Consider the following 23,044-nt stretch of genomic DNA (forward strand, 5'->3'; position numbering starts at 1 on the left):
GATTAAATAAGTATAGAAATGAGTTCAAAATATGTAAAGTTAATAATGAGTATTTTTTTAATGTGTTTTTTTTCGGTAAACGCACAATTAAATTCCTTGTCTTTGCCAAATAAACAGCAATTAGCCTGGCAGAAAGCCGAATTTGGGGTGATTTTTCATTATGATTTACATGTATTTGATAAGTCAAAATACAATCAAGACACAAACAGGATTAGCCCGGTATTCGATTATAATATTTTTAATCCAAATCAATTGGATGTCGAACAATGGGTCATTGCTGCCAAAGCAGCGGGTGCAAAATTTGCTATACTTACCGTCACCCATGAAACCGGTTTCGCTTTGTTTCAATCGGATGTAAATCCGTATTCGATGAAGAGTTTGAAATGGAAAGAAGGAAAGGGGGATATTTTTAAGGATTTTACAGATGCTTGTCGCAAGCATGGTATCAAACCAGGTGTTTATTTGGGTATTCGTTGGAATTCATTTTTTGGCGTACATGATTTCATCGTAGATGGTGAACCCAATAGTGCAATGCAAAAAAAAAGACAGGCCTATTACAATGCAATGGTGGAAGGAATGGTAAAAGAAATTTGCACCAACTATGGTCCTTTATTCGAAATATGGTTTGATGGTGGCGCCAGTAGCCCACAAAAAGGAGCACCAGATGTATTGCCAATAGTAAAAAAGTTCCAGCCTGATTGTTTGTTTTATCACAATGACCAGTTGGCCGAAGCTCGTTGGGGAGGTTCTGAAAGTGGGACGGTGAATTATCCTTGTTGGTCAACATTTCCATACAATTTTACAGGTTCGGGAGAAAGTGCTATTCCCGGAATTTCTAAAAACGGGTTTCAATTATTGAAAGAGGGAGATGTAAATGGAAAATATTGGGTGCCAGCGATGGCCGATGCACCTTTGCGCGGTTTTAACAGAAGACATGAATGGTTCTGGGAACCCGATGATGAAAAGAGTATTTATCCTTTGGAAGAACTAATGAACATTTATTACAAATCAGTTGGAAGAAATGCAACTCTGATTATGGGATTAACACCTGATAATACAGGGCTTATGCCAAAAGAAGATGTTCAAAGACTAAAGGAATGGGGTGATGAGATAAAAAGACGCTTTGATTTTCCTCTTGCTGCTACAAGAGGAAAAGGGAAAATAATTGAATTAAAGTTGGCTCAAGAAATGTCAATTAATCAGTTTGTGGTACAGGAAGATATTGCTTTAGGACATTGCATTAGGGCTTTCAGAATACAAGTCTATCAGAGAGGAAAATGGCAAACGGTCAACCAGGGTAAGGCTATAGGTAATAAGTACATTTTTTTATCGGATAAATATATTCTTGCAAAAAAGTTGAGATTAGTGATTGATGAATCAGTAGCTGAGCCGGATATAATAAATTTTGCTGCATATTATGTTAATTTAAAATAAAAATTATGATAAAATTTTTGCTTATGAAATTTAGGTCAAATCAGTAGTGAGGTTAACTCTTTTAAAAAATAATTATTTAGAGAACATAAATCAATTGATAATGAAAAAAATCCTGTGCTTAATGTTACTTTTTGCTATGCTACAATATGATGGCTTTGCACAGCAAATTAATATCATACCCCGTCCTAACAAATTAACGATGCTATCAGGCTATTTAGATCTGACTAAGATGCGTTATGTTTGCTATTCTGAAACCACTATGGCAGAGGCCAAAATACTTCAAAGCAATTTGAAAAAAGAGTATGGATTACAAATAAACCTAAAAGCTGATCAATACTTAGATAATTCAATAAATTTGGAGTTAGATGTAAACTTGACGGATTCTTTGGGAAAAGAAGGCTACCAGTTAATTGTAAGTCCTTCTAAAATAACCTTAAAGGCAGCCAGTCAAGCTGGTATTTATTACGGAATTCAATCTTTGCTGCAGGCCGTTGATACATCCAATAATAAAAAACAGCTTGCCTTGATGACTATTGAGGACAAGCCTCGGTTTGAGTGGCGCGCATTTATGTTAGATGAATCTAGGTATTTCAAAGGCATGGCGCAGGTAAAACTGTTGTTAGATGAAATGGCTCGTTTGAAAATGAATATTTTTCATTGGCATTTGGTTGACGATCAAGGTTGGCGCATCGAAATTAATAAATATCCCTTGCTTACTAAAGTAGGTTCCCATCGTAAGAGCACTCAAGTGGGCGAACAAAAATGGAAGAGCAATAAGCAATCGGGACAACCTCATTCAGGTTTTTATACCCAGACACAAATTAAGGAAATTGTGAACTATGCCGCACAGAGACACATCACCATTGTGCCTGAAATTGAAATGCCCGGACATTCGAGTGCGGCAGTGGCAGCGTATCCATGGCTGAGTACAGAAAATAAACAAATTGAAGTGCCCGTAAAATTTGGTAGGTTTTATGATATTTATGATGTGACCAATCCAAAAGTATACAATTTTATTGAAGATGTTTTACAAGAAGTATTTTCAATGTTCCCTTCAAAGGTTATCCACATTGGCGGCGATGAGGTAAGTTATGACGCATGGACAAAATCATCCAAAGTGAAAGCTTATATGGAAAATAACAATCTGAAGACTTATGCTGATTTACAAGTACATTTTACCAACCGTATTTCTCGGTACATAGAAAAAAATGAACGTAGGATGATGGGGTGGAACGAGATTATGGGCATCAACATTCACCAAGATTTTGAAGAGAAAAAAATTGATAAAAACGCCGAAACCTCATTGGCCAAAAACGTGATAGTCCATTTTTGGAAAGGCGATATTAATCTGTTAAAACAGGCCGCACAACATGGTTATGATATTGTTAACTCGCAAAATCAACTTACTTATTTAGACTATGCTTATTCATCAATTTCGCTTCAAAAAGCGTATGATTTTAACCCGATACCCAAAGACTTGGATTCTATATTTCATAATCGGATAATTGGCACTGGCTGTCAGATGTGGAGTGAATGGATTCCCACGATTGGTGAAATGCACTATCAGGTTTTTCCTCGTCTTGCGGCATATTCTGAAGTTGGCTGGACTAATAAGGATTCGAAAAATTATGATCAGTTTAGGGAAGCTTTACAGCCGATATTAAAGATATGGAAGACTAAAGGGATTTATTTCGCGCCCATAAATGATGCTGAAGCCAAATAAAGTTCAATTTGTTATAGTTTTTTGCAGATTTAACGATTGCAATAATCACAGTTTATAGTTGAAAAACGATTTTTTAAAATTAAAATAATGAAAAAATTTAGTTTAAAGCATAGTTTTTTTTTCGCCATTTTTATTTCTTTTTCTTTCGCAGGAAATGCCCAAAAGCAGCAGTCAGCAACAAGACCAGAAAGTCCCAACATTATAGTAATCCTTACAGATGATGCTGGCTATGCAGATTTTGGGTTTCAGTCAGATAAACTAATCCCAACGCCGAATATTGATGTATTACAGCAAAATGGCGTAACATTCACACAGGCTTATGCTACTGCGCCAAATTGCAGTCCATCTCGCGCAGGTTTATTAACCAGCTGTTACCAGCAACGTTTTGGTCATGAATATAATTTAGTAAAACCTAAACCAGCTGAAAGCATAAGTATAGATAGTTTGGGACTTCCATTATCTCAAAAAATAATCCCGGAATATTTAAAAATAGAAGGATATGCAACAGCCATTATTGGTAAATGGCATTTGGGCGAATTGCCATATTTTCATCCATTAAAACGGGGCTTCGATCATTTTTTTGGTACGCTGGAAGGTGATAGTTATTACCTAACAGGTCAGGCTAAAAAAATTGAAAGAAATTATAAAAAGATTCAGCCGGACAGCCTTCCATATTTAACTGATGCTTTTGGAGATGAGGCGGTTTCCTTTATAAAGAAACAGAAAAGACCGTTCTTTCTATATCTTGCATTTAACGCACCACATGTGCCTCTGCAAGCAAGGGAAGACTATCTGAAACTTTACCGTAAACAATTCGTGGATGTAAAAAGGGCTACTAATGCAGCAATGATCAAGTCCATTGATGATAATGTTGGCAAGATATTAAATGTGTTACAGGAAAAGAATATGCTGGAAAATACATTGATTGTTTTTACAAACGATAATGGAGGAGAAATATTTTTAAACGGATCAAGTAACTTACCTCTCAAAGGTTTAAAAAGAATGTTATACGAAGGTGGAATCCGAGTGCCCATGATTATTCATTGGCCCAAATATATAAAAGGTAAAAAAGTATCTGAAACGATTGTTTCAACGCTTGACATTTTACCGACAATTATTGCAGCAGCTAAACTGAAGCCTGAAACTAAAAAAAAAATGGATGGAAAAAACTTATTGCCACTGCTTAAATACGGTCAAAAACTTCAGAATAGAAGTTTATACTGGAGACAGGGTAAAATTGGAGCTATAAGAGATGGGGATTGGAAATTGATATATTTTAATTTTAAAAACTGTAAGCCTGAACTTTATAACATAAAAAGTGATATTAATGAAATTGTTGATTTGTCTGTTAAAGAACCTATTGTAGCTGGAAAATTATTGAAGAAATATATGAAATGGCAAGCAGACTTGATAAGTCCATTATGGACTGGCGGACCAACAGATGAAGAAGTCTTAAAAATGTATGATAAATAAATTAATTCTAAAATAACCATGTCCATATGAAACTTTCTTCAGGATTGATCCAGCAATTTTTTGAAGGGGATTTTCCTTGGGTGGTTTCGGAAAAAGGATTGAAAGCAAAAACACAAGCGCTAAGTAAATCAATAAATACTGATGTTGAGGCCAATAAGAATGGCGTGGTTCTTTATACCGGTTTTATAAAAATTCTAACCTATGGCAAATATAATTTTTCATTTCAAACATCCGGAAAAGCTTAACATGAAACAAAAGACCTATTAATCGGATCCCGATTTATAGAGCAAGCAGAGCTTTAGCTAAAACCGTTTTTAATAATTTTTCTATTCTCGATACGATTTTCTATCGAAAACATTCGAACTAACGAAAAATTATTATAAACTAATTGCAGCGCACGTGTTAGTTTTATAATAAGAGAGAATTAGAATGTAGTAATTGTAAATTTAGTATATAATGAATGTATCGTTAAATAAGTTTCGTGTTTGTGTCAGTATGGTGTTGCTGATTTTATCTATAGGAACTGCGAAAGCTCAGTCTTCAAAAAAAAATATAAAATCAAGACCCAATATTATTGTTTTTTTAGTAGACGATATGGGTTGGATGGATACTTCTGTTCCTTTTGGTAATAGCGTTATGCCTTTGAATAAACGTTTTCAAACCCCTAATATGGAGCGATTAGCAAAGGATGGGATGAAATTCACCAATGCTTATGCGCAACCAGTATGTACGCCAAGTAGGGCCAGTATGTTAAGCGGAATGAATGCGTCACATGCCCGAATCACAAATTGGACCTCCCCAGAAAAGAATAGTCCTACTGACAAACCGGATGAGCAGTTTAACTCACCCGAATGGAATTACAACGGCTTGAGCCCGGTCACAGGAATTGAACATACCCAATATGCAACTACTTTTCCACAATTACTTAAAGAGGCAGGTTATTTTACTGTTCATGTTGGAAAAGCACACTGGGGGCCAGCAGGTACTCCTGGGGCTAATCCTTTGAATATGGGTTTTATTATAAACATTGCCGGTCATGCGGCAGGACATCCAAAAAGTTATTTGGGGGAGGATAATTATGGGAATCAGTCCTCTAAAACAAGTTGGCAGGCGGTACCAGATCTAGAGGAGTATTATGGAACGACTACTTTCTTGACCGATGCGCTTACTAAAGAAGCAATCAAAACACTTGAAAACCCAATAAGAAACAAGCAACCTTTTTATTTGAATATGGCACATTATGCGGTTCACGATCCAATAATGAAGGATCCACGTTATTATCAAAAATACATTAGCGCAGGACTAGATGAAGTAGAAGCAAAATACGCCAGTCTGATTGAGGGTATGGATCAAAGTTTAGGTGATATAATGGATTACCTTAAATCTAAGCAAGTCGATAAAAATACAATTATTGTTTTTATGAGTGATAATGGAGGCTTGAGTCTTGTGCCGCCAAGAGGCGGACATGCTCATACACAAAATTTGCCTTTAAAAGCAGGCAAGGGCTCTGTAAACGAAGGAGGAATAAGAGTGCCTATGATTGTAAAATGGCCTAGTGTATCCAGAGCGGCATCTGTGGCAGAGCAGTATGTAATTATAGAGGATTTTTTTCCAACGCTGTTGGAAATGGCTAAGGTTAAAGATTATAAGAAAGTGCAGGATATAGATGGGAAAAGTTTTGTCCCTATTTTAAAAAATCCTGATTTTAAGGATGACAGCAGGGCTTTAATCTGGCATATTCCTAATAAATGGACAACAGAAGAGGGACCAGGAATCAATTTTCAGAGTGCCATCAGAAAAGGGGATTGGAAGCTGATATATGACATGCGTGACCAAAGCAAACAGCTCTATAATTTAAAAACGGATATCGGAGAGCATAGCGATCTATCAGTTGAACATCCCGACGTGGTAAAAGCTTTGTCTAAAACATTATCGGAGCAATTAAGAAAATGGAAAGCAACTATGCCAATAGATAAGAAAACGAATCAGCCCGCAGCTATGCCTGATGAATAGCTATGATAATTAATAAGCTTTAGATATTTGTTATGATATTTTTTATAGTAATGGTTGTGTTAATTATTTATAAAAAAATCATGTATTTGTCCTAGTAAAAAAACAACAATATTAATCAAAAACCATTATTTATTATGAAAAAAGTATTACTTATTGCTTTTTTATTTACCGTTAATCAGGTAGTGAAAAGTCAGGCAATCAACAAAAGTATTGCCTTTTCAGGTACTACAAATAGTTATGCCTCCTTTGGGAATGTCAATGAATTAAACGGAGTAAACCAGTTTTCTGTTGAAGCCTGGGTTTATATTAATTCATGGAATGAAAACAGTTATGTTTTCAGAAAAATGGCTTCAACCAACAATAGAATTGATTTACAATTGGGACCTATAGCAACAAAAAGATTATATTTTCATGTTGCCAACGGCGCAAATACTTATGCTGCTCTTGATAATTCGGCTATTGCAGTCGGACAATGGAATCATATTGTGATGGCTTATGATGGTACAAAGTCTGCTTACAACATGATTCGTATTTATATAAATGGAACCCAATCTACAACTGGAATCTGGTATTCTTCTGGAAATGGCTTGCTTCCCACAACGACTCCTATAAACACCGCAAATTTTGAATTAGGAAAATGTTTTAATGGTCGTATTGATGAGGTCAAACTTTGGAATTATGCTATCACAGCATCAGACATTGATATGAAGAATACAATTAATAAATACCATCCTTCATATGCCAATCTGATTTCTTATTGGAAGATGGATAAGAGCGCTACATCAGTTATTGATACAAAAAATATTTATCCTGGAACCCTTATAGGGGCATCCTTAGTACCAGTTACGGATAATAATACCTTTAAGTATAAAATTGTAAGTACTTATGTAAGATCTAATTTTTATGAGAGTAATCAAATTAGTGAGGAGTATCTTCGAAATAATAATGATATAATCTATCTGGCAGCCAATCCTTATGCAAATGGAGATTTATTTTTTGAATATCCAGTTAATGACGGATTGTTAACTAATGCTGCATACATGGCAAGTTTTGCTTCAAGAAACGGACTGATGGATTTTTCAGGTTCCGGTGCTTCTATGAATTGTGGGGGGGATTTACTTAATAAATCTACAGGAGGAGTTGGTACTTTTTCTTTTGCATCATGGGTATATATAGATCAATGGATTGAAAACAGTTATATTTTTAGAAAGTACGAATCAGCAACTAAAAATATTGATTTACAATTAGGTGCAGCAGCGAGTAATCAATTAATTTTCCATCTTTCAAATGGAGCTGATAATTATGTGATTGCTGATAATTCAGGAATTTCAACAGGTGGATGGCATCATGTTGCTGTAACTTATTCAGGAAGTGCAGCTGCTTATCAACAAGTAAAAATTTATGTTGATGGTGTTTCTGTAGCTGTTTCTTATAAAAATGGAGATGGTTTAGTTGCCACTACTGGACCTTTTAGTAGATCAAATTTTGAATTAGGAGTAAACTTTGATGGTAAGTTGGACGAAACTGTTACCAGTTTATTAAGTTTCAGTAGTGGCGAAGTGAATACAATTAAGAACAATCCTATAGTTGTAGATTCATGGAATGAAACAAAGACTTCTGCTTATTGGAAATACGACGATGCATCACAACCAGGAAAAGATTCAAGAACATGGGTAGGTGTATTAGACGGACTAAAACAAACCATGACTGGATATGATGGAGTACAAATTCGTTTAGGAATTAGTGGTGGAGATTGGAAAACAATGATTACAAGTAGTACGGCCAGAACAAATTTTGCTAATAAGGTAAAAAATATTGTAGATACCTATGGTTTTGATGGAGTGGATTTAGATTTTGAGTGGTGTTTAACCACACAAGAATGGTCTGATTACAGTGCTACTATTTTGGCTATGAATTCTATTTTTCCTTCAACCTATAATTTTAGTATTACACTACATCCATTGTATTATAAAATTAGTTCGGCTGCAATTTCGGCTCTTGATTTCATATCCATACAGTCTTATGGACCAAGTCCTAATCGATTTCCTTATACTGAATTTGTGAATAATGTTAGTACTATGCTTACTTATGGTTATCCTGCTCAAAAACTTATTATGGGAGTACCATTTTTTGGTGCTGCTACTGATGATTCTAAAGTAACTACAAGTTATAGAACGATTGTAGCTCAATATCCCTCACTAGATCCCTCACTTGATCAAATATCTGTGAATGTACCTCCTGTAAAGGATATTACCTTCAATGGACAAGAAACTATAATAGATAAAACGAAATATGTTAGAGATATGTCATTAGCTGGTATAATGTATTGGGATAGCGCAACTGATGTTGATTATACAAACCAACTTTCACTTTTAAGAGCATTAAATACTATAATGAATGCAAATTTAGATGGAGGGAATTTAACTGCTAAGAGTGTTACTAGTGTGAAATTAGAAAATAGTTCTAATACTGCTAATGGTACTAACGAAGTAGCATCTAATGTTTTGATATATCCAAATCCAGCTAAGTATGTTTTTACAATTGAATTACCCGTTGAAAAAGAGGGCTGTGTTAAAATATATAGTTTGAATGGACAAGAGATTTATACAAAAAATTTAAGTAGTGAAGAAAAAATTAATTTAAATGGAAAAGATTTTAAACCGGGCGTTTATATTGTTAAGTTTTATGATAAAAAAGGGAACTCTAAATCGTCTAAATTCATAATTCAATAGTGTTTTTTTATTGAACTTTCATAATCTGGAGGCTGTTCATTCAGTCTCCTTTTTATGAATTCATAGCTAATTGTGTTATTTTATCAATATACTATTCTGAAAAAGGATTGTAAATAAAATAAGAGAAAAAATAAATTTAATAAAAATAAAATGAAGAGTAGAATAAAGTTAGGACTTTTAATGACAATGCTTACATCGGTAGGTTTTTCGCAAACACAAAATTTTGTGCGCCTTGATAAGTCAATGTCTGACGATGAATTGGTAAAAATTGCGGCTAACATTACGCCCACACCACAACAATTAAGGTGGCAGCGTTTGGAAGTAACAGGTTTTATACATTTTGGAATCAACACTTTTACAGGTAGAGAGTGGGGAGAAGGGAAAGACGATCCAAAATTGTTTAATCCCACAGCTTTAGATGCTAAACAATGGGTAAGAACTTGTAAAGAAGCAGGAATTAAACAAGTAATTCTTACCGCAAAACATCACGATGGTTTTTGTTTATGGCCAACTAAAACTACTGAGTATTCCGTAAAAAACAGTCCTTGGAAAGAGGGAAAAGGAGATGTTGTAAAAGAAGTCGCCGATGCCTGTAAGGAGTTGGGGGTAGGTTTTGGAGTTTATTTATCACCTTGGGATAGGAATAATGCGTCTTATGGAACTGATGCATACAATGATTTTTTTATCGATCAATTAACTGAATTGCTTACTCAATATGGGAAAGTGGATGAGGTTTGGTTTGATGGTGCTAATGGAGAAGGTCCTAATGGCAAAAAGCAGGTATATGATTTTGAAAGATGGTACGCACATATTCGAAAATTACAACCACAAACTGTAATTGCAGTTTCAGGTCCTGATGTTCGTTGGGTAGGAACAGAAACCGGGCATGGACGTGAGCAGGAATGGAGTGTAGTGCCTGTAGGAAAAAACAATAAATACAATGAAGGTTCCCAAACTAAAGCTGATGAACCGCCATCCGGAAATAACAGAGGTCAGGTTTTAGGAAGTCGTAGTCAATTAAGAGATGGAGACGCCTTAAAGTGGTATCCAGCAGAAATAGATGTATCGATACGTCCGGGATGGTTTTATCATGAATCGGAAGATAAAAAAGTAAAAACACCAGAGTATCTTAAAGAAATTTATTTCCATTCGGTAGGAAGAAATGGAGTTCTTTTATTGAATATTCCACCTGATACAAGAGGATTAATTACCGATTTTGATATTAAGGCATTAAAGTCTTGGAAAGAGAAACTGGATGCTATATTTAAAGTAAATTTTTTAAAAGGAGCCAAAGGAGTTGGAGCGGTTAAAAAAATAAAATGTTTATTAGATGGAAATGATGCTACACACCATTCTTTTTCAATGAAGGAGAATGATAATAGCATTGAAATGAATTTGAAGAAAGAAAAAACATTTAATGTGTTACTACTTCAGGAAAACATTACGATTGGTCAAAGGGTAGAGAAATTTGTTCTTGAATATTGGAATGGTAAAGAATGGAAAAAAGCAACTGAAGGAACTACTATTGGTTTCAAAAGGTTATTAGAGTTTCCTGCTGTAACTGCATCTAAAGTAAGGTTGCGTATTGAGTCAGCTAGGCTGGAGCCAGCATTAGCCGAAATAGGTTTGTATTTTGATAAAGAAGGTATCAACGAGTAAAACTTAAAATAGGTTTTAAATAATACTTTTATGAGAACACAAAAATATTGTTTTGCTTTAGATTTAAAGGAAGATTTAGAGATGATAGAGGAATACAAAATGTATCATCTTGAGGTCTGGCCTGAAATTATAGAAAGTATAAAAGCCTCTGGAATTGAGCTGCTCGATATTTATAACGTTGGAAATCGTATGTTTATGATAATTGAAACGAATAAAGATTTTTCATTCGAAAGAAAATCAGAGATGGATGCCAATAATCCTAAAGTTCAGGAATGGGAAAAATTGATGTGGAAATATCAAAAAGCACTACCGTTTGCAAAGTCTGGAGAAAAATGGATACTAATGGATAAAATATTTGAGTTGAAATAAAGAGATAAATAAACGATTAAAATTGGATTATATAAATAAGTTTTACAATGATTTTCGTGGGATGGTATCGAAAATTGCTGACTTTTTATTGAAAAAAGCCTTAAAATAAATGATTTAAGGCTTTTTGTAGTTGTCGCGATTACAATTGAACACCTTAACCTGTATTAATGTTTTTTGATAGTCTCGATAAAATAGTTTGTAATCCCTTTTTTATTGAGGTTATCATTAATGATTGAATATTCACGTTTATTGGTATCAGATTCAGGTTTAAACCCCAGCAATTTATTATAGTACTTTAGTAATGCGAAATAATCTTTACCTTTAGATTATGAGTACAGATTTAAGAAAAGGTTCGCGTACATTAAGCCTATTAACATGTTATGTTGTTTGGGGTACATATTGTTTTAAGTTTGTTTGTGAAATTTAATATGATTTTCTAAATAAATACAAAAAACATGAAGCTTCATTTATTAAATAAAACAAAATTTGATACCACATCTTTTTCTGTTAGTATTAATGAGTATAATCATTTTTTGAAACTTTGGCATTATCATCCAGAATTAGAATTAGTGGTTATTATCAAAAGTACAGGTACTTGTTTTATAGGTGATAGTATTGAAAAATTTGAAGAAAACGACATCGTTTTAATAGGGAAGAATCTACCTCATAAATGGCTTAATGATGATGAATATTTTTTTAAAAATTCAGAATTAACAGCTAAAGCACTTGCCGTACATTTTGATGAAGAATTTTTGGGAAATATTTTTAATCGCGCTCCCGAAATGAAACCTATAGGAAGTCTAATTGAACGAGCTTCAAGAGGAATACGATTTCTTGAAGTTGATTGTACCTTAAAAAATAAAATTATTAATTTAAATGAAAATGGTGTTTTTGAAAGGACCATTAAGTTTATCGAAATTCTTTATGAATTAGCGAATCATAACAATTATAAATTGTTATCAAGTATAGGCTTCTGGAGTCCGAGTGATAATTCCATTGATAATAATTTGGATAAAATGTATAATTATATTTTTGATAATTTCAGAGGGAACTTGAGTTCTAAAGATGTTGCTGATTATATAAATATGAATCGTTCCTCTTTTAGTCGCTTCTTTAATCGAATTCAGAGAAAAACGTTTACCAAGTATTTGAATGAAATAAGAGTTGGTTTCGCCTGTAAATTATTGCTTGAAGCTAAAAAAGATATCACCACCATATGTTATGAATCGGGTTATAACAATATTTCAAATTTCAATAGGCATTTCAAAGAAATAAAGAATATGTCTCCAACTGAATTCATGAAATTACATAAAAACAATAAAAAAGGCAAAAAAAGTATCAGTGTTAGTTGATGATGTGTTAGTGTGTGGTGATTTTTACCGTTATTTTTATTTTTTTAAATTATTATAAAAATGAAGCAAAACATCATCATTACGAACATACAAGTAAAGGACGTTCGTTTTCCTACCAGTTTATCATTAGACGGATCAGATGCAATGAATCCAGACCCCGATTATTCAGCGGCTTACGTTATTTTAGAAACCAATCACCCTGACGGTTTGGAAGGTCATGGTTTAACCTTTACGATAGGTAGAGGAAATGATCTTTGTGTTGCTGCCATTAATTCTTTGAGCCCTTTAATTATTGGTAAAAAATTAAAAGAGTTTACCGATGACATGGCTGGTTTTTGGCGCATGATAACAGGTGATAGCCAACTACGTTGGTTGGGACCTGAAAAAGGAGTGATTCATTTGGCTACAGGCGCCATTGTAAATGCTGTTTGGGATTTGTATGCCAAAGTTGAAGGGAAGCCTTTGTGGAAACTTTTAGCAGATATGAGCCCAGAAGAATTTGTAGCCTGTGTTGACTTTACTTATATTACAGATGCTATAACTCCAGAAGAGGCTTTGATTCTGTTAAAAACTAAAGAAGCTACCAAAAAAGAACGTATTGCTTATTTAGAAGCCAATGGATATCCAGCTTATACCACTTCCGCAGGTTGGTTAGGATATTCAGATGATAAAATGAGAAGATTGTGTCGTGAAGCTAAAGCCGAAGGTTTTAAGCACATGAAGATAAAAGTTGGATCCGATTTACAAGACGATATGCGACGAGCTTCAATTATCAGAGAAGAAATTGGAGATGATTTAAAGTTGATGATGGATGCTAATCAAAAATGGGATGTTGATGAGGCCATAGTAAATATGGATTCTCTTAAAAAATTTAACCCTTGGTGGATTGAAGAACCAACTAGTCCTGATGATATTTTAGGTCATGCTAAAATCGCAAGAGCTGTAGCACCTATTAAAGTGGCAACTGGAGAACATTGCCAAAACAGAGTAATGTTTAAACAGCTTTTACAAGCAAACGCAATTGGAATTTGTCAAATAGACAGCTGTAGAGTAGGGGGTGTAAATGAAATTTTAGCCATTTTATTGATGGCAGCGAACTTCAATATTCCCGTTTGTCCACATGCAGGAGGAGTAGGATTGTGTGAATATGTACAGCATTTATCAATGATTGATTATATTGTTATTAGTGGAAGTTTAGATGATAGGATAATAGAATATGTAGATCATCTTCACGGACATTTTCTTGATCCAGTAGTGATAAAAAATGGTGCCTATATGCCACCAAAGTTGCCAGGTTATAGTATTACTATGAGAAGTCAATCGCTTGAAAATTATGAATTTCCACAAGGTAAAATTTGGGTTGAATTAAATAAGAATAAAATGGAAGCGTAGATTATAAAGTTTAATTTATCAGGAAAAATAGAGGTAGTTATAGGTGGTGGTAATGAAATAGGTAAAGCCATTTGAAATGCTTTAGCAGAACAAAGTGCAAATGTTCAAATTTTAGAAATTAACATTGAAAATGCAATTGATACGGTTGAAGAGATTGAGAAAAATGGAGGGAAAGTAGCAGCTTATCAGTACAATGTAGCGAATCAAAAACAAGTAAAAGATGTTATACAAATCATTACAGAGCAGACAAGTATTGGTATATTAATAAACAATGCTGGTATTACTCCTGTTGGAAACGTAGAAAACACTGCCGAAGAGGATTAAGATTGATTGTATGATGTGAATTTAAATGGCTTGTATAATTGCATTCTAGTAGTAATTGGTGTAATGAAAAGTAAAGGAGTTGTTATTTTGAATATGGCTTCTATAGCATCAACGGTAGGTATATTTGATCGTTTTGCTTATTCTATGACCAAAGGTGCTGTATTAACGATGACTTATTCAATTGCCAAAGATTATGTGAAATATGGTATTCGTTGCAATTGTATTTCACCAGCAAGAATTCATACCCCTTTTGTTGATGGTTTTATAAAAAAGAACTATCCAGATAACCAAGCTGAAATGTTTGAAAAACTGTCTAAAACCCAACCTATTGGTAGAATGGGTGAACCCGAAGAAGTTGCTAATTTAGCTTTGTATTTATGCTCTGACGAAGCCTCATTTATAACTGGTTCTAATTATGCACTTGATGGTGGATTTGTAACTTTAAACGGGAACTAAATACTATAAAAAAGCATAACGATGAAGTTAATTCGATTTAGAGTAGATAGTAAAGAGAAGGAAGGACATCAACTAGGAAGTAGCACAAGAATTGATGTGTTTGTGTTTAGAAGTAATATTTACAAAGATTTTTTCAGGATAATTTTTATGTAGTAGGTGTAGCTATTTGTTTGGGATTGTCATAGGTGAATCGTAGTAAATTAGTTTATGCAAGATTTAAATATGGGTAGCATTCTACTGAAGTGAGTATAGAGGGCTAGAAGAGTCTGAATTGTATTTAAATACGGTACTTCGTATTAGTGACTAACAAACATGTTTTAATCCCTAAACGAATCATATTATCCGATGGGAAGAAAGTTGACTAGTGTAATAGTAAAGAAAGTATCTTATGCTGATGAAGCAAATTCTTTTAAACGTATTTCTATGTATCGTAACAGAAAAATGAAAGTTCAAGATTAGTATAAATCTCTTATAAATTAAAAATAATAATTTACGCTATAGCGTAATGATAAAAACTCTTTTTAAAATTATAAAAAATGAAAAGATATTGTTTTGCACTTGATTTGATTAACGATCAAGAATCAATTAGACATTACATTGAGTATCATCAATTGGTATGGCCTAAAATTATAGAAAGTTTACATGAAGCAGGTATCGTTAAGGCTGAAATTTATCATGTTGAGGATCGTTTATTTTTAATTATGGATACTGATGTCAGTTTTTCTTTGGAAAAGAAAGGAAAGATGGATGCTGAGAATCCTATCGTACAGCAATGGGAAAATATTATGTGGAAGTACCAAAAGGCATTACCAAATGCTAAACCAGGAGAGAAGTGGGTTCTAATGAATCGTATATTTCAACTTTAAATAAGAAGATTACAAGAAGTAATGAAAAAAGTAGTGACTACTTTTATTTATTATAATTATATGAATTAATTGTTTATATAAGATAAAAGATGATTACGATAATGAAGATTTGACATTTTTTCAAAATAAATATTGTTATGAGTAATAATAAGGAAATAAAGATTAATACCAAGTATCCTTCAATAGACGATTTAAGGAAAAAAGCTCAGAAGAAGATTCCGAAATTTGCATTTGAGTATCTCGATGGAGGATGTAATGAAGATGTAAATCTTTACAAAAACACCAAAGAAATTAGGGATGTAGAATTGCTACCATATTATTTGAGTAAACATTTGGGCTCATGTATGAAAACCGAACTTTTCGGATATACTTATGATGCTCCTTTTGGTATAGCACCTGTTGGATTACAAGGATTGATGTGGCCTAATGCTCCTGAAATTTTAGCAAAAGCAGCTTTTGAGCACAATGTTCCTTTTATATTAAGTACAGTTACTACTAGTAGTATAGAAAGAATTGCCGAAATTACGGAAGGTAGATCATGGTTCCAATTGTATCATCCGGCTGAAAATAGATTACGAGATAATATCATCAAAAGAGCAGAAGTAGCTGAATGTCCGGTTTTAGTAATTCTATCAGATGTTCCTACTTTTGGATTTCGTCCAAGGGATATCCGAAATGGATTGGCTCTGCCTCCAAAAATGTCTGTAGCTAACATTCTTCAAGTTTTAGGGAAACCAGAATGGGCTCTAAACATCTTGAAATATGGTCAGCCTAGTTTTGAGACTCTAAAACCATATATGCCAAAAGGATTGGATTTGAAACAATTAGGTAAATTCATGGATGCTACTTTTTCAGGAAGATTAAATGAAGAGAAAATCAAGCCAATCCGTGATATGTGGAAAGGAAAGTTAGTTATTAAAGGTATTGCTAATGAGTATGATGTAGAGAAAGCTATTAGTTTGGGAGTGGATGGAGTTATTGTTTCTAACCATGGTGGAAGACAATTAGATGCAGGAGAATCTTCTATAAAACCGTTAGCTAGAATTGCCGAAAAGTATGGAAAAGACATCAAAGTAATGATGGATAGTGGTATACGTTCTGGTCCTGATATTGCCAGAACTTTAGCAAGTGGTGCAGATTTTACTTTTTTAGGACGTTCTTTTATGTATGGAGTTGCTGCTTTAGGAAAACAGGGAGGAGATCATACTATTTCACTTTTAAAAACAGAATTACAACAGGTCATGGAACAAATTTGTTGTGAAAAAATAGCAGATTTTCCAAATCACATCATAAAATAAATTGTTATAGGTCTTTAAATAGTGAGTCTGTTGTGTTTAAAAGTAAGTTTTATATTGTGTTATTTTTTGACTACTTTAATTTATGAATACAAAAGATCAATGTTGATCATTCTGCTATTAAATATTTGGTATATCTGTTTGTACTGTTAATTGTGATGCCAATGAAGAAACGTAAATTATATTTTTGCTGTAGTTGGGAATCAACGTGGCTTATATTAAAATAAAAGGGCAATACTGTTATCTGAATAGGATAGTTGATAAATTCTGATAATCCAGGAGATCTCTTATTGAAAAAGAGAAGGTAGTTGATGTTTAGAAACCAGTTATTTGTAATCACGGAGTTCCATGTTAATAGCAACTTCAATTAATAAATATTGACAAGAGTGGCTTTTATAGTAGTGTAATTAAAGCTTGTAATGAACGTTCATTTTCTAAAATTGAAATTCAACAATGTAAATACCTTAAATAATATAGTAGAACAGGATTATCGCACTCTGCTTAAATAAATTTAAAAATAAACATCAGTCATTTGCATAAACAGATCCAACCGATAAGATAAGAGTCGGTTTGGTAAAAGTGACTGTACCGCTTATCCCGCCCCGCAATTGTACTTCTTAGGGGCTGAACAATTGCCGGGGGCGACCTTGAATTTCCTTTTCTGAATAGATTCTGTGTTGATTAAGGGCAAAGCTTTAATGGCTTCAATATAATAAAAATAATCATTATTTACTGTATAACTGCCTAATTGCTCTACATCGGCATATTCATAATTTTCAGATTCGATGCTTTCTAAAATAACCGCTATATCTTTGGCTGAAATAAATTCGCCTTTTTCATTCTTTTAATAATTTCAAGGGGTTCCATTCCTTCGGATTATAACTTGCTGTTAAAATAATGCCAACCAGGGCTTTTTCGGCAATTACTCCCATTTCTACAGTTGATGTTGTAGATAAACCTAAATCGACAACATCTAGTCCCATTGATTGTAGTGCGCTACTCACAATCTTAGCTATTATTTTACCCGAAAGACGGGCATCTCGACCAATTACTATTTTTTTTCTCGTGGCATCTTTTGATTTTAACCAATAGGCAAAAGCTGCTGTAATAGTTACTATATCTTTTGGATTGAAAGCATTTCCTACTGTTCCGCCTTTGGTTCCTCTTATTCCTGAGATGGATTTTATTAGAGTCATAATTACTGTTTTTATTATAATTTATTTTTCTTTTTAAAGTTTTAGAAGCAAAATAGATGTAGGTTAAATAGTTTAATTACACAAAAAGATATTCGTCAATCAGAAAATACTTGTTTTTCTTTTTTTGAGATATTTTGAAATAATTTTGGAACTAAAAACAGAAATAAATAATTGTTTCTTAATTATCTTAAAATCATTTTTTTTATTTGTTTTTTTGTAATGGAAGTAATCTTGTTATTGGGCAATAATTAACGATATTAAATTAATATTATAAGAAAATGTATTAAAAATGTTCTCGAGCACACTATATTTGTATTTCAAATGATAAAAACTTATTTGAACTATTTAATTATCAAAATAAGAAGTTATAATTAATAATATGATATAGTTGTTTTTAAATTTTAAAAACTCAGATATTCTGTAATTTTTATGATCACTAAAAAGGTGGATTTTTGTATGTTAAAATTTTCATTGTAATTAGGGGTAAATAATTCTTATTTTTTTATTAATTATTGTTTATATGAAATCTCATTCTTCTTTTATGGAGCCTAAATTACATAGAGCCGAAATAAAAGAGGAATACACAATAAAACTTATCACAAGCTAAACAAGCTTGTCGGGCAACGACCGAGGTACTTTTTCCGTAAGGAAGTAGTACCTCGGCTTGTTTTTTATATCATCGATTTTCCTCTAAAATTAACATCTATATCCATACTTATTCTGAGGTACAGGGGTACAACTATTTAGTTGTACTTGTACAGCCGAGATTCTAATTGTTCTTTTGTTGCACACTGAATGAGATTTGTATTTCTAATAAGTTACTATAAAACAGGAGCGTATGAATATCGACAGAATGGAATTTATAGCTTGGATGGAGCGTATTATGGATCGCTTTGATATTCTGAACGAACATATTAACGATGTTCAAAAACAACGGAATAACATTGATGGAGAGGAATTATTAGATAATCAGGATCTCCTTCAGATGTTGAAAATTAGTAATCGCTCACTTCAGCGTTACCGTTCATTGGGGAAACTACCGTATTACACTATTAGCGGGAAGCTTTATTATAAATTATCAGACGTTCATCAATTTATACGTGATAGTTTTAATAACCCAATTAAAAAAGCCAAAACCTGACAACTACTTCCTCTGCAAGTCAGATTATTTAAATGCTTTTTTTATCACATTATTTTCGGGGGATGTAAATTCTAAATACACTAATAATGAACGAGCAAGCTATAGACAAACCACAACTCCACGAGCAATTTTCGGATATTTTATTAGTACTTGATAAAGAGAAAAAGAAAATAGAGGTAGTTAAGAATATTGGAAAGAATAAAGAATTGCAAACCGTTGCACCAGACAAAAAAAATGAAAGTCAGTTTATGCGTGTAGATAAACATGGCGATCTGTTTAGCAATTTTTTTAGCAATTTTCTGCATCAATTGAAAAATCCAACTCGCTTTAATTTTTTTAAGGTACCTACTCAAGAGGCAATTAGTATTGCCGATGCAATGCAAAAAGAAGTTGAAAATCCTACCGAAGCTGGAAAAAAACTATTTGAAAAACATGAAATAAAAATAAATCGTAAACAACAAAATAGTAATACTATGGAAACAACACAGTCAACAACGGAAACGAGCGAATACCGATTCAAACAAGAACAGATCGATTGGAATGCGATGTCTAATTTAGGACTAAGTAAAGAGCGACTTGAAAAAATGAAGCTACTAGAACCTTTGTTAAAAGGCTATAAGACCAATGAATTGGTTCCTATCAGTCTTGATTTAGGAACTTCCGTTACTCGTATGGATGCCAGACTTTCGCTGCAACAGAATGATAAAGGCCAGGTGGTTGTTGCTATTCACGGAATCCGAAAAGAACCCCAGTTGAACTTTCCATTCTTTGGTCATGAATTTACTAAAGAGGATAAGGATAATTTGCTAAAAACAGGAAACATGGGACGTGTGGTAGATTTGACTAATCCTAAAAATGGAGAAACAATCCCTTCAATTATTAGTGTGGATAGACTGACAAATGAATTGATTGCCCTTCGTACAGATCGTATCAAAATTCCAGATGAAATAAAAGGCGTAAAGTTAGATGAACAACAAAAGCAGACTTTGACTGAAGGTAAAGCTTTGTACCTAGAAGGGATGATTTCTAAAAAAGGAGAACCGTTCAATGCTGCTGTTCAATTTAATGCAGATAAATGTTACGTGGAATTTCTCTTTGACAGAACTAATAATACGCAATCTGTAAATCAACAACAGGAAATACCACGCATATTTAGAGGAAAAGAGCTTGATGAACAACAATACCAAAAGTTCAAAGATGGGCAAACGGTGTATGTAAGTGGTCTGGTTGACAAGAAAGGGAACGAATATCAGGGCTATATCACATTCAATAAAGAAACTGCAAAAACAGATTTTTCTTTTGATAATCCAAATAAAATGAAAGAGAAAGCGCAACCCAAAGAAGAAAATAAAACGCAAGTTGCTGTTAATTCCGAAGGTAAAACGAATGAGGCTACTAAGAACATCAAAGAACCTTTGAAAACCGAACAGAATAACCCAGATAGTAAAAAGCAACAACAAGAACAGGATAAACCCAAAGCAGCTAAGAAATCTACAGGTCGAAAAATATAACTATCCTAAAGACTCAATCGAATGAAAGTAGTAATTGCAGAAAAACCGAGCGTTGCCCGCGAAATAGCCAGCCTGTTAGGAGCCAGAGAGAAGAAAGAAGGTTATTTGATGGGTAATGGGTATCAGGTGACCTGGGCATTTGGACATTTAGTCACCTTGGCTATGCCCGAAGATTATGGAATTATAGGGTTTCAAAAAAAAGGCTTACCGATATTACCTAATCCATTCTTACTAACTGTGCGTAAAATAAAGGCAACTGATGGCTATGTTCCAGATACAACAGCATTGAAACAATTGAAAATCATTGAAAAGCTTTTAAACAACTGTGGAAGTATTATTGTAGCCACAGATGCCGGACGTGAGGGGGAATTGATTTTCCGTTACATTTATGAATATCTAAAATGCAACAAACCCTTTGAAAGATTATGGATAAGCTCATTGACAGAAAAAGCAATTCTCAAGGGATTTGAAACGCTAAAATCAGGAAAGGAATTTGATGGATTGTACTCAGCGGCCTTAGGAAGAAGCCGTGCTGATTGGTTAGTAGGTATCAACGCTTCACAAGCGTTAACCATTGCTGCCGGAGCAGGTGTTTATTCTTTAGGGAGAGTGCAAACCCCAACATTAGCACTTATTTGTAAAAGGTTCATAGAAAATACAGCATTCACAATTAAGAAATATTGGCAAATTGAGTTAGAGCACCGAAAGGATTTTATTGATTTCAAAAGCCTTTCTTTAACCAAATGGGATGATAGTAAACAGGCTCATCATGCACTGAAATTCACTCAACGACATGGAATAGCTACGGTAACAACATTTGAAAAGAAGATTGTTAATGAACAACCACCGTTACTATTTGATCTTACAGCATTACAAAAGGAGGCTAATATAAAACTGAATTTTTCAGCAGAGGAAACTCTTACTATTGCCCAAAGTCTTTATGAGAAGAAATTTATTAGCTATCCACGTACAGGGAGTAAATATATTCCCGAGGATATGTGGGGAGAAATTCCCAATTTAATAAGGGTATTAGAAGAAATGGATAAGTTTAGAGGAGTAGTGCCTAAAATGAAAAGAGGACGTTTGAATAAACGCATCGTTAACGATCTAAAAGTAACCGATCATCATGGTTTATTGATTACTGATAAAATACCTTCGGCTTTAGCAGCAAAAGAGAAAGCCATTTATGAAATGATTGCCTATCGTTTTTTTGAAGCCGTGTCTCCTGTTTGTATCAAAGAAATAACAGATGTTGCTTTGCAAGTGGCACATTATGATTTTTCACTAAAAGGATGTAAAATTATTGATGCAGGTTGGAGATTCATTAAGGGAAGTTTTATCGATGAGGATAACAATCCCGTCCAGGATTTAATGGAACTAAAAGTAGGGGATGAGTTAAAGATAAAAGAAGCTAAAGTTTTAGAGAAACAAACCAAACCACCAATCCTTTATACCGAGGCTAGCTTATTGGGAGCAATGGAAAATGCAGCTAATCAGATTGAAAATGAACAAGAGCGAAAGGCTTTGCAAGGAATAGGAATTGGAACTCCGGCAACAAGAGCAGCTATTATCGAAACACTTTTTAAAAGAGAGTATATCAAACGCGATAAAAAACTTTTGTTACCTACAGAAAAAGGATTAAAGGTTTACGAATGGGTAAAGGACAAAAAGATTGCTGATGTCGCTATGACAGCAGATTGGGAACTAGCTTTGCAAAAAATCGAAAACAATGAAGTAGATGTTGCAGTATTTCAAAAAGGGATGGAAGATTATACCAAGACTATCTCACAAGAAATACTCGCTTTGTCTGTTGAAAAAGAAAAACAACCCCAACTAATTTGTCCAAGATGTAAAATTCAGAAATTAGTGATTCGGGATAAATTGATGAAATGTCTAGATGAAAGCTGTAATTGGGTTCAGTTCCGAAATATATGCGGCATACAGTTAAGCTTTTTAGACTTGGAAACATTGATAACTAAGGGGAGAACCAATCTCCTCAAAGGTATGACCAGTAAATCCGGGAAAAAATTCGACGCTTATATCGAAATGGATGAAAAAGGGGAGACCGCTTTTACTTTTCCTGAAAAGAAAAAAAGCAAATAGAGAAT

The 23,044-nt window shown here is 33.7% G+C and carries 17 protein-coding genes and 1 pseudogene; 17 read left to right on the forward strand and 1 reads right to left on the reverse strand.

The features are described from left to right. The first annotated feature begins 18 nt into the window (after nucleotides 1–18). From ACFPTQ_RS08150 to ACFPTQ_RS08215, 14 genes and pseudogenes are all read left to right on the forward strand, one after another. Entirely contained in the window at nucleotides 19–1,434 is a 1,416-nt protein-coding gene (locus tag ACFPTQ_RS08150) for an alpha-L-fucosidase (RefSeq protein ID WP_379776154.1), read from the forward strand. A 100-nt stretch (nucleotides 1,435–1,534) separates the two neighbouring features. Next, on the forward strand, nucleotides 1,535–3,157 hold the full coding sequence (locus ACFPTQ_RS08155) for a beta-N-acetylhexosaminidase (protein WP_379776157.1): 1,623 nt from the start codon (nucleotides 1,535–1,537) through the stop codon (nucleotides 3,155–3,157). A gap of 87 nt (nucleotides 3,158–3,244) precedes the next feature. Further along, nucleotides 3,245–4,630 (forward strand): sulfatase, encoded by a 1,386-nt coding sequence (locus ACFPTQ_RS08160; RefSeq protein WP_379776160.1) that lies wholly within the window; start codon nucleotides 3,245–3,247, stop codon nucleotides 4,628–4,630. 26 nt (nucleotides 4,631–4,656) lie between these two features. Beyond that, nucleotides 4,657–4,875, forward strand: coding sequence for a hypothetical protein (locus ACFPTQ_RS08165; RefSeq protein ID WP_379776163.1), 219 nt, complete (start codon nucleotides 4,657–4,659; stop codon nucleotides 4,873–4,875). Nucleotides 4,876–5,086: 211 nt separating this feature from the next. Next, nucleotides 5,087–6,643 carry a sulfatase gene (locus ACFPTQ_RS08170; protein ID WP_379776165.1) on the forward strand — a complete coding sequence of 519 codons (1,557 nt, stop codon included), beginning with the start codon at nucleotides 5,087–5,089 and terminating at the stop codon, nucleotides 6,641–6,643. A 134-nt stretch (nucleotides 6,644–6,777) separates the two neighbouring features. After that, nucleotides 6,778–9,375: a LamG-like jellyroll fold domain-containing protein gene (locus ACFPTQ_RS08175; RefSeq protein ID WP_379776168.1), complete on the forward strand. Its 2,598-nt coding sequence runs from the start codon at nucleotides 6,778–6,780 to the stop codon at nucleotides 9,373–9,375. A 150-nt stretch (nucleotides 9,376–9,525) separates the two neighbouring features. Beyond that, nucleotides 9,526–11,034 carry an alpha-L-fucosidase gene (locus tag ACFPTQ_RS08180; protein ID WP_379776171.1) on the forward strand — a complete coding sequence of 503 codons (1,509 nt, stop codon included), beginning with the start codon at nucleotides 9,526–9,528 and terminating at the stop codon, nucleotides 11,032–11,034. 30 nt (nucleotides 11,035–11,064) lie between these two features. Then, the gene (locus tag ACFPTQ_RS08185; RefSeq protein WP_379776174.1) at nucleotides 11,065–11,403 is read left to right on the forward strand and encodes an L-rhamnose mutarotase; all 339 of its coding nucleotides are present in this window, start codon (nucleotides 11,065–11,067) and stop codon (nucleotides 11,401–11,403) included. A gap of 455 nt (nucleotides 11,404–11,858) precedes the next feature. After that, the gene (locus ACFPTQ_RS08190) at nucleotides 11,859–12,755 is read left to right on the forward strand and encodes an AraC family transcriptional regulator (RefSeq protein ID WP_379776177.1); all 897 of its coding nucleotides are present in this window, start codon (nucleotides 11,859–11,861) and stop codon (nucleotides 12,753–12,755) included. A 60-nt stretch (nucleotides 12,756–12,815) separates the two neighbouring features. Continuing rightward, entirely contained in the window at nucleotides 12,816–14,147 is a 1,332-nt protein-coding gene (locus ACFPTQ_RS08195; RefSeq protein WP_379776179.1) for an L-fuconate dehydratase, read from the forward strand. Then, nucleotides 14,148–14,927, forward strand: a pseudogene (locus tag ACFPTQ_RS08200) (SDR family NAD(P)-dependent oxidoreductase). A 21-nt stretch (nucleotides 14,928–14,948) separates the two neighbouring features. Then, nucleotides 14,949–15,080 carry a hypothetical protein gene (locus ACFPTQ_RS08205; protein WP_379776182.1) on the forward strand — a complete coding sequence of 44 codons (132 nt, stop codon included), beginning with the start codon at nucleotides 14,949–14,951 and terminating at the stop codon, nucleotides 15,078–15,080. Between the two features lie 383 nt (nucleotides 15,081–15,463). Further along, a complete protein-coding gene (locus ACFPTQ_RS08210) occupies nucleotides 15,464–15,793 on the forward strand; it encodes an L-rhamnose mutarotase (RefSeq protein WP_379776184.1) in 330 nt (109 codons plus the stop codon). A 137-nt stretch (nucleotides 15,794–15,930) separates the two neighbouring features. Next, nucleotides 15,931–17,091, forward strand: coding sequence for an alpha-hydroxy acid oxidase (locus ACFPTQ_RS08215; protein WP_379776187.1), 1,161 nt, complete (start codon nucleotides 15,931–15,933; stop codon nucleotides 17,089–17,091). 833 nt (nucleotides 17,092–17,924) lie between these two features. Here the strand turns inward: ACFPTQ_RS08215 and ACFPTQ_RS08220 are convergent. Beyond that, the gene (locus ACFPTQ_RS08220; RefSeq protein WP_379776190.1) at nucleotides 17,925–18,284 is read right to left on the reverse strand and encodes a hypothetical protein; all 360 of its coding nucleotides are present in this window, start codon (nucleotides 18,282–18,284) and stop codon (nucleotides 17,925–17,927) included. An 838-nt stretch (nucleotides 18,285–19,122) separates the two neighbouring features. Between ACFPTQ_RS08220 and ACFPTQ_RS08225 the strand changes: the two genes are divergently transcribed. The 3 genes from ACFPTQ_RS08225 (at nucleotide 19,123) to ACFPTQ_RS08235 (ending at nucleotide 23,039) form a co-directional block, all read left to right on the forward strand. Continuing rightward, nucleotides 19,123–19,425, forward strand: coding sequence for a helix-turn-helix domain-containing protein (locus ACFPTQ_RS08225; protein WP_379776192.1), 303 nt, complete (start codon nucleotides 19,123–19,125; stop codon nucleotides 19,423–19,425). 86 nt (nucleotides 19,426–19,511) lie between these two features. After that, nucleotides 19,512–20,936 (forward strand): DUF3945 domain-containing protein, encoded by a 1,425-nt coding sequence (locus tag ACFPTQ_RS08230; protein WP_379776194.1) that lies wholly within the window; start codon nucleotides 19,512–19,514, stop codon nucleotides 20,934–20,936. Between the two features lie 21 nt (nucleotides 20,937–20,957). Further along, nucleotides 20,958–23,039 carry a type IA DNA topoisomerase gene (locus ACFPTQ_RS08235; RefSeq protein WP_379776196.1) on the forward strand — a complete coding sequence of 694 codons (2,082 nt, stop codon included), beginning with the start codon at nucleotides 20,958–20,960 and terminating at the stop codon, nucleotides 23,037–23,039. The last annotated feature ends 5 nt before the right edge of the window (nucleotides 23,040–23,044 follow it).

This window comes from Flavobacterium sp. GCM10022190 (assembly GCF_042656445.1).
Taxonomy (GTDB): domain Bacteria; phylum Bacteroidota; class Bacteroidia; order Flavobacteriales; family Flavobacteriaceae; genus Flavobacterium; species Flavobacterium nitratireducens.

Bases quoted from the DNA above. Each gene is read 5' to 3' on its own strand.
- ACFPTQ_RS08150 (WP_379776154.1), top strand. From the start codon at position 19: ATGAGTTCAAAATATGTAAAGTTAATAATGAGTATTTTTTTAATGTGT.
- ACFPTQ_RS08155 (WP_379776157.1), top strand. From the start codon at position 1,535: ATGAAAAAAATCCTGTGCTTAATGTTACTTTTTGCTATGCTACAATAT.
- ACFPTQ_RS08160 (WP_379776160.1), top strand. From the start codon at position 3,245: ATGAAAAAATTTAGTTTAAAGCATAGTTTTTTTTTCGCCATTTTTATT.
- ACFPTQ_RS08165 (WP_379776163.1), top strand. From the start codon at position 4,657: ATGAAACTTTCTTCAGGATTGATCCAGCAATTTTTTGAAGGGGATTTT.
- ACFPTQ_RS08170 (WP_379776165.1), top strand. From the start codon at position 5,087: ATGAATGTATCGTTAAATAAGTTTCGTGTTTGTGTCAGTATGGTGTTG.
- ACFPTQ_RS08175 (WP_379776168.1), top strand. From the start codon at position 6,778: ATGAAAAAAGTATTACTTATTGCTTTTTTATTTACCGTTAATCAGGTA.
- ACFPTQ_RS08180 (WP_379776171.1), top strand. From the start codon at position 9,526: ATGAAGAGTAGAATAAAGTTAGGACTTTTAATGACAATGCTTACATCG.
- ACFPTQ_RS08185 (WP_379776174.1), top strand. From the start codon at position 11,065: ATGAGAACACAAAAATATTGTTTTGCTTTAGATTTAAAGGAAGATTTA.
- ACFPTQ_RS08190 (WP_379776177.1), top strand. From the start codon at position 11,859: ATGAAGCTTCATTTATTAAATAAAACAAAATTTGATACCACATCTTTT.
- ACFPTQ_RS08195 (WP_379776179.1), top strand. From the start codon at position 12,816: ATGAAGCAAAACATCATCATTACGAACATACAAGTAAAGGACGTTCGT.
- ACFPTQ_RS08205 (WP_379776182.1), top strand. From the start codon at position 14,949: ATGAAGTTAATTCGATTTAGAGTAGATAGTAAAGAGAAGGAAGGACAT.
- ACFPTQ_RS08210 (WP_379776184.1), top strand. From the start codon at position 15,464: ATGAAAAGATATTGTTTTGCACTTGATTTGATTAACGATCAAGAATCA.
- ACFPTQ_RS08215 (WP_379776187.1), top strand. From the start codon at position 15,931: ATGAGTAATAATAAGGAAATAAAGATTAATACCAAGTATCCTTCAATA.
- ACFPTQ_RS08220 (WP_379776190.1), bottom strand. From the start codon at position 18,284: ATGACTCTAATAAAATCCATCTCAGGAATAAGAGGAACCAAAGGCGGA.
- ACFPTQ_RS08225 (WP_379776192.1), top strand. From the start codon at position 19,123: ATGAATATCGACAGAATGGAATTTATAGCTTGGATGGAGCGTATTATG.
- ACFPTQ_RS08230 (WP_379776194.1), top strand. From the start codon at position 19,512: ATGAACGAGCAAGCTATAGACAAACCACAACTCCACGAGCAATTTTCG.
- ACFPTQ_RS08235 (WP_379776196.1), top strand. From the start codon at position 20,958: ATGAAAGTAGTAATTGCAGAAAAACCGAGCGTTGCCCGCGAAATAGCC.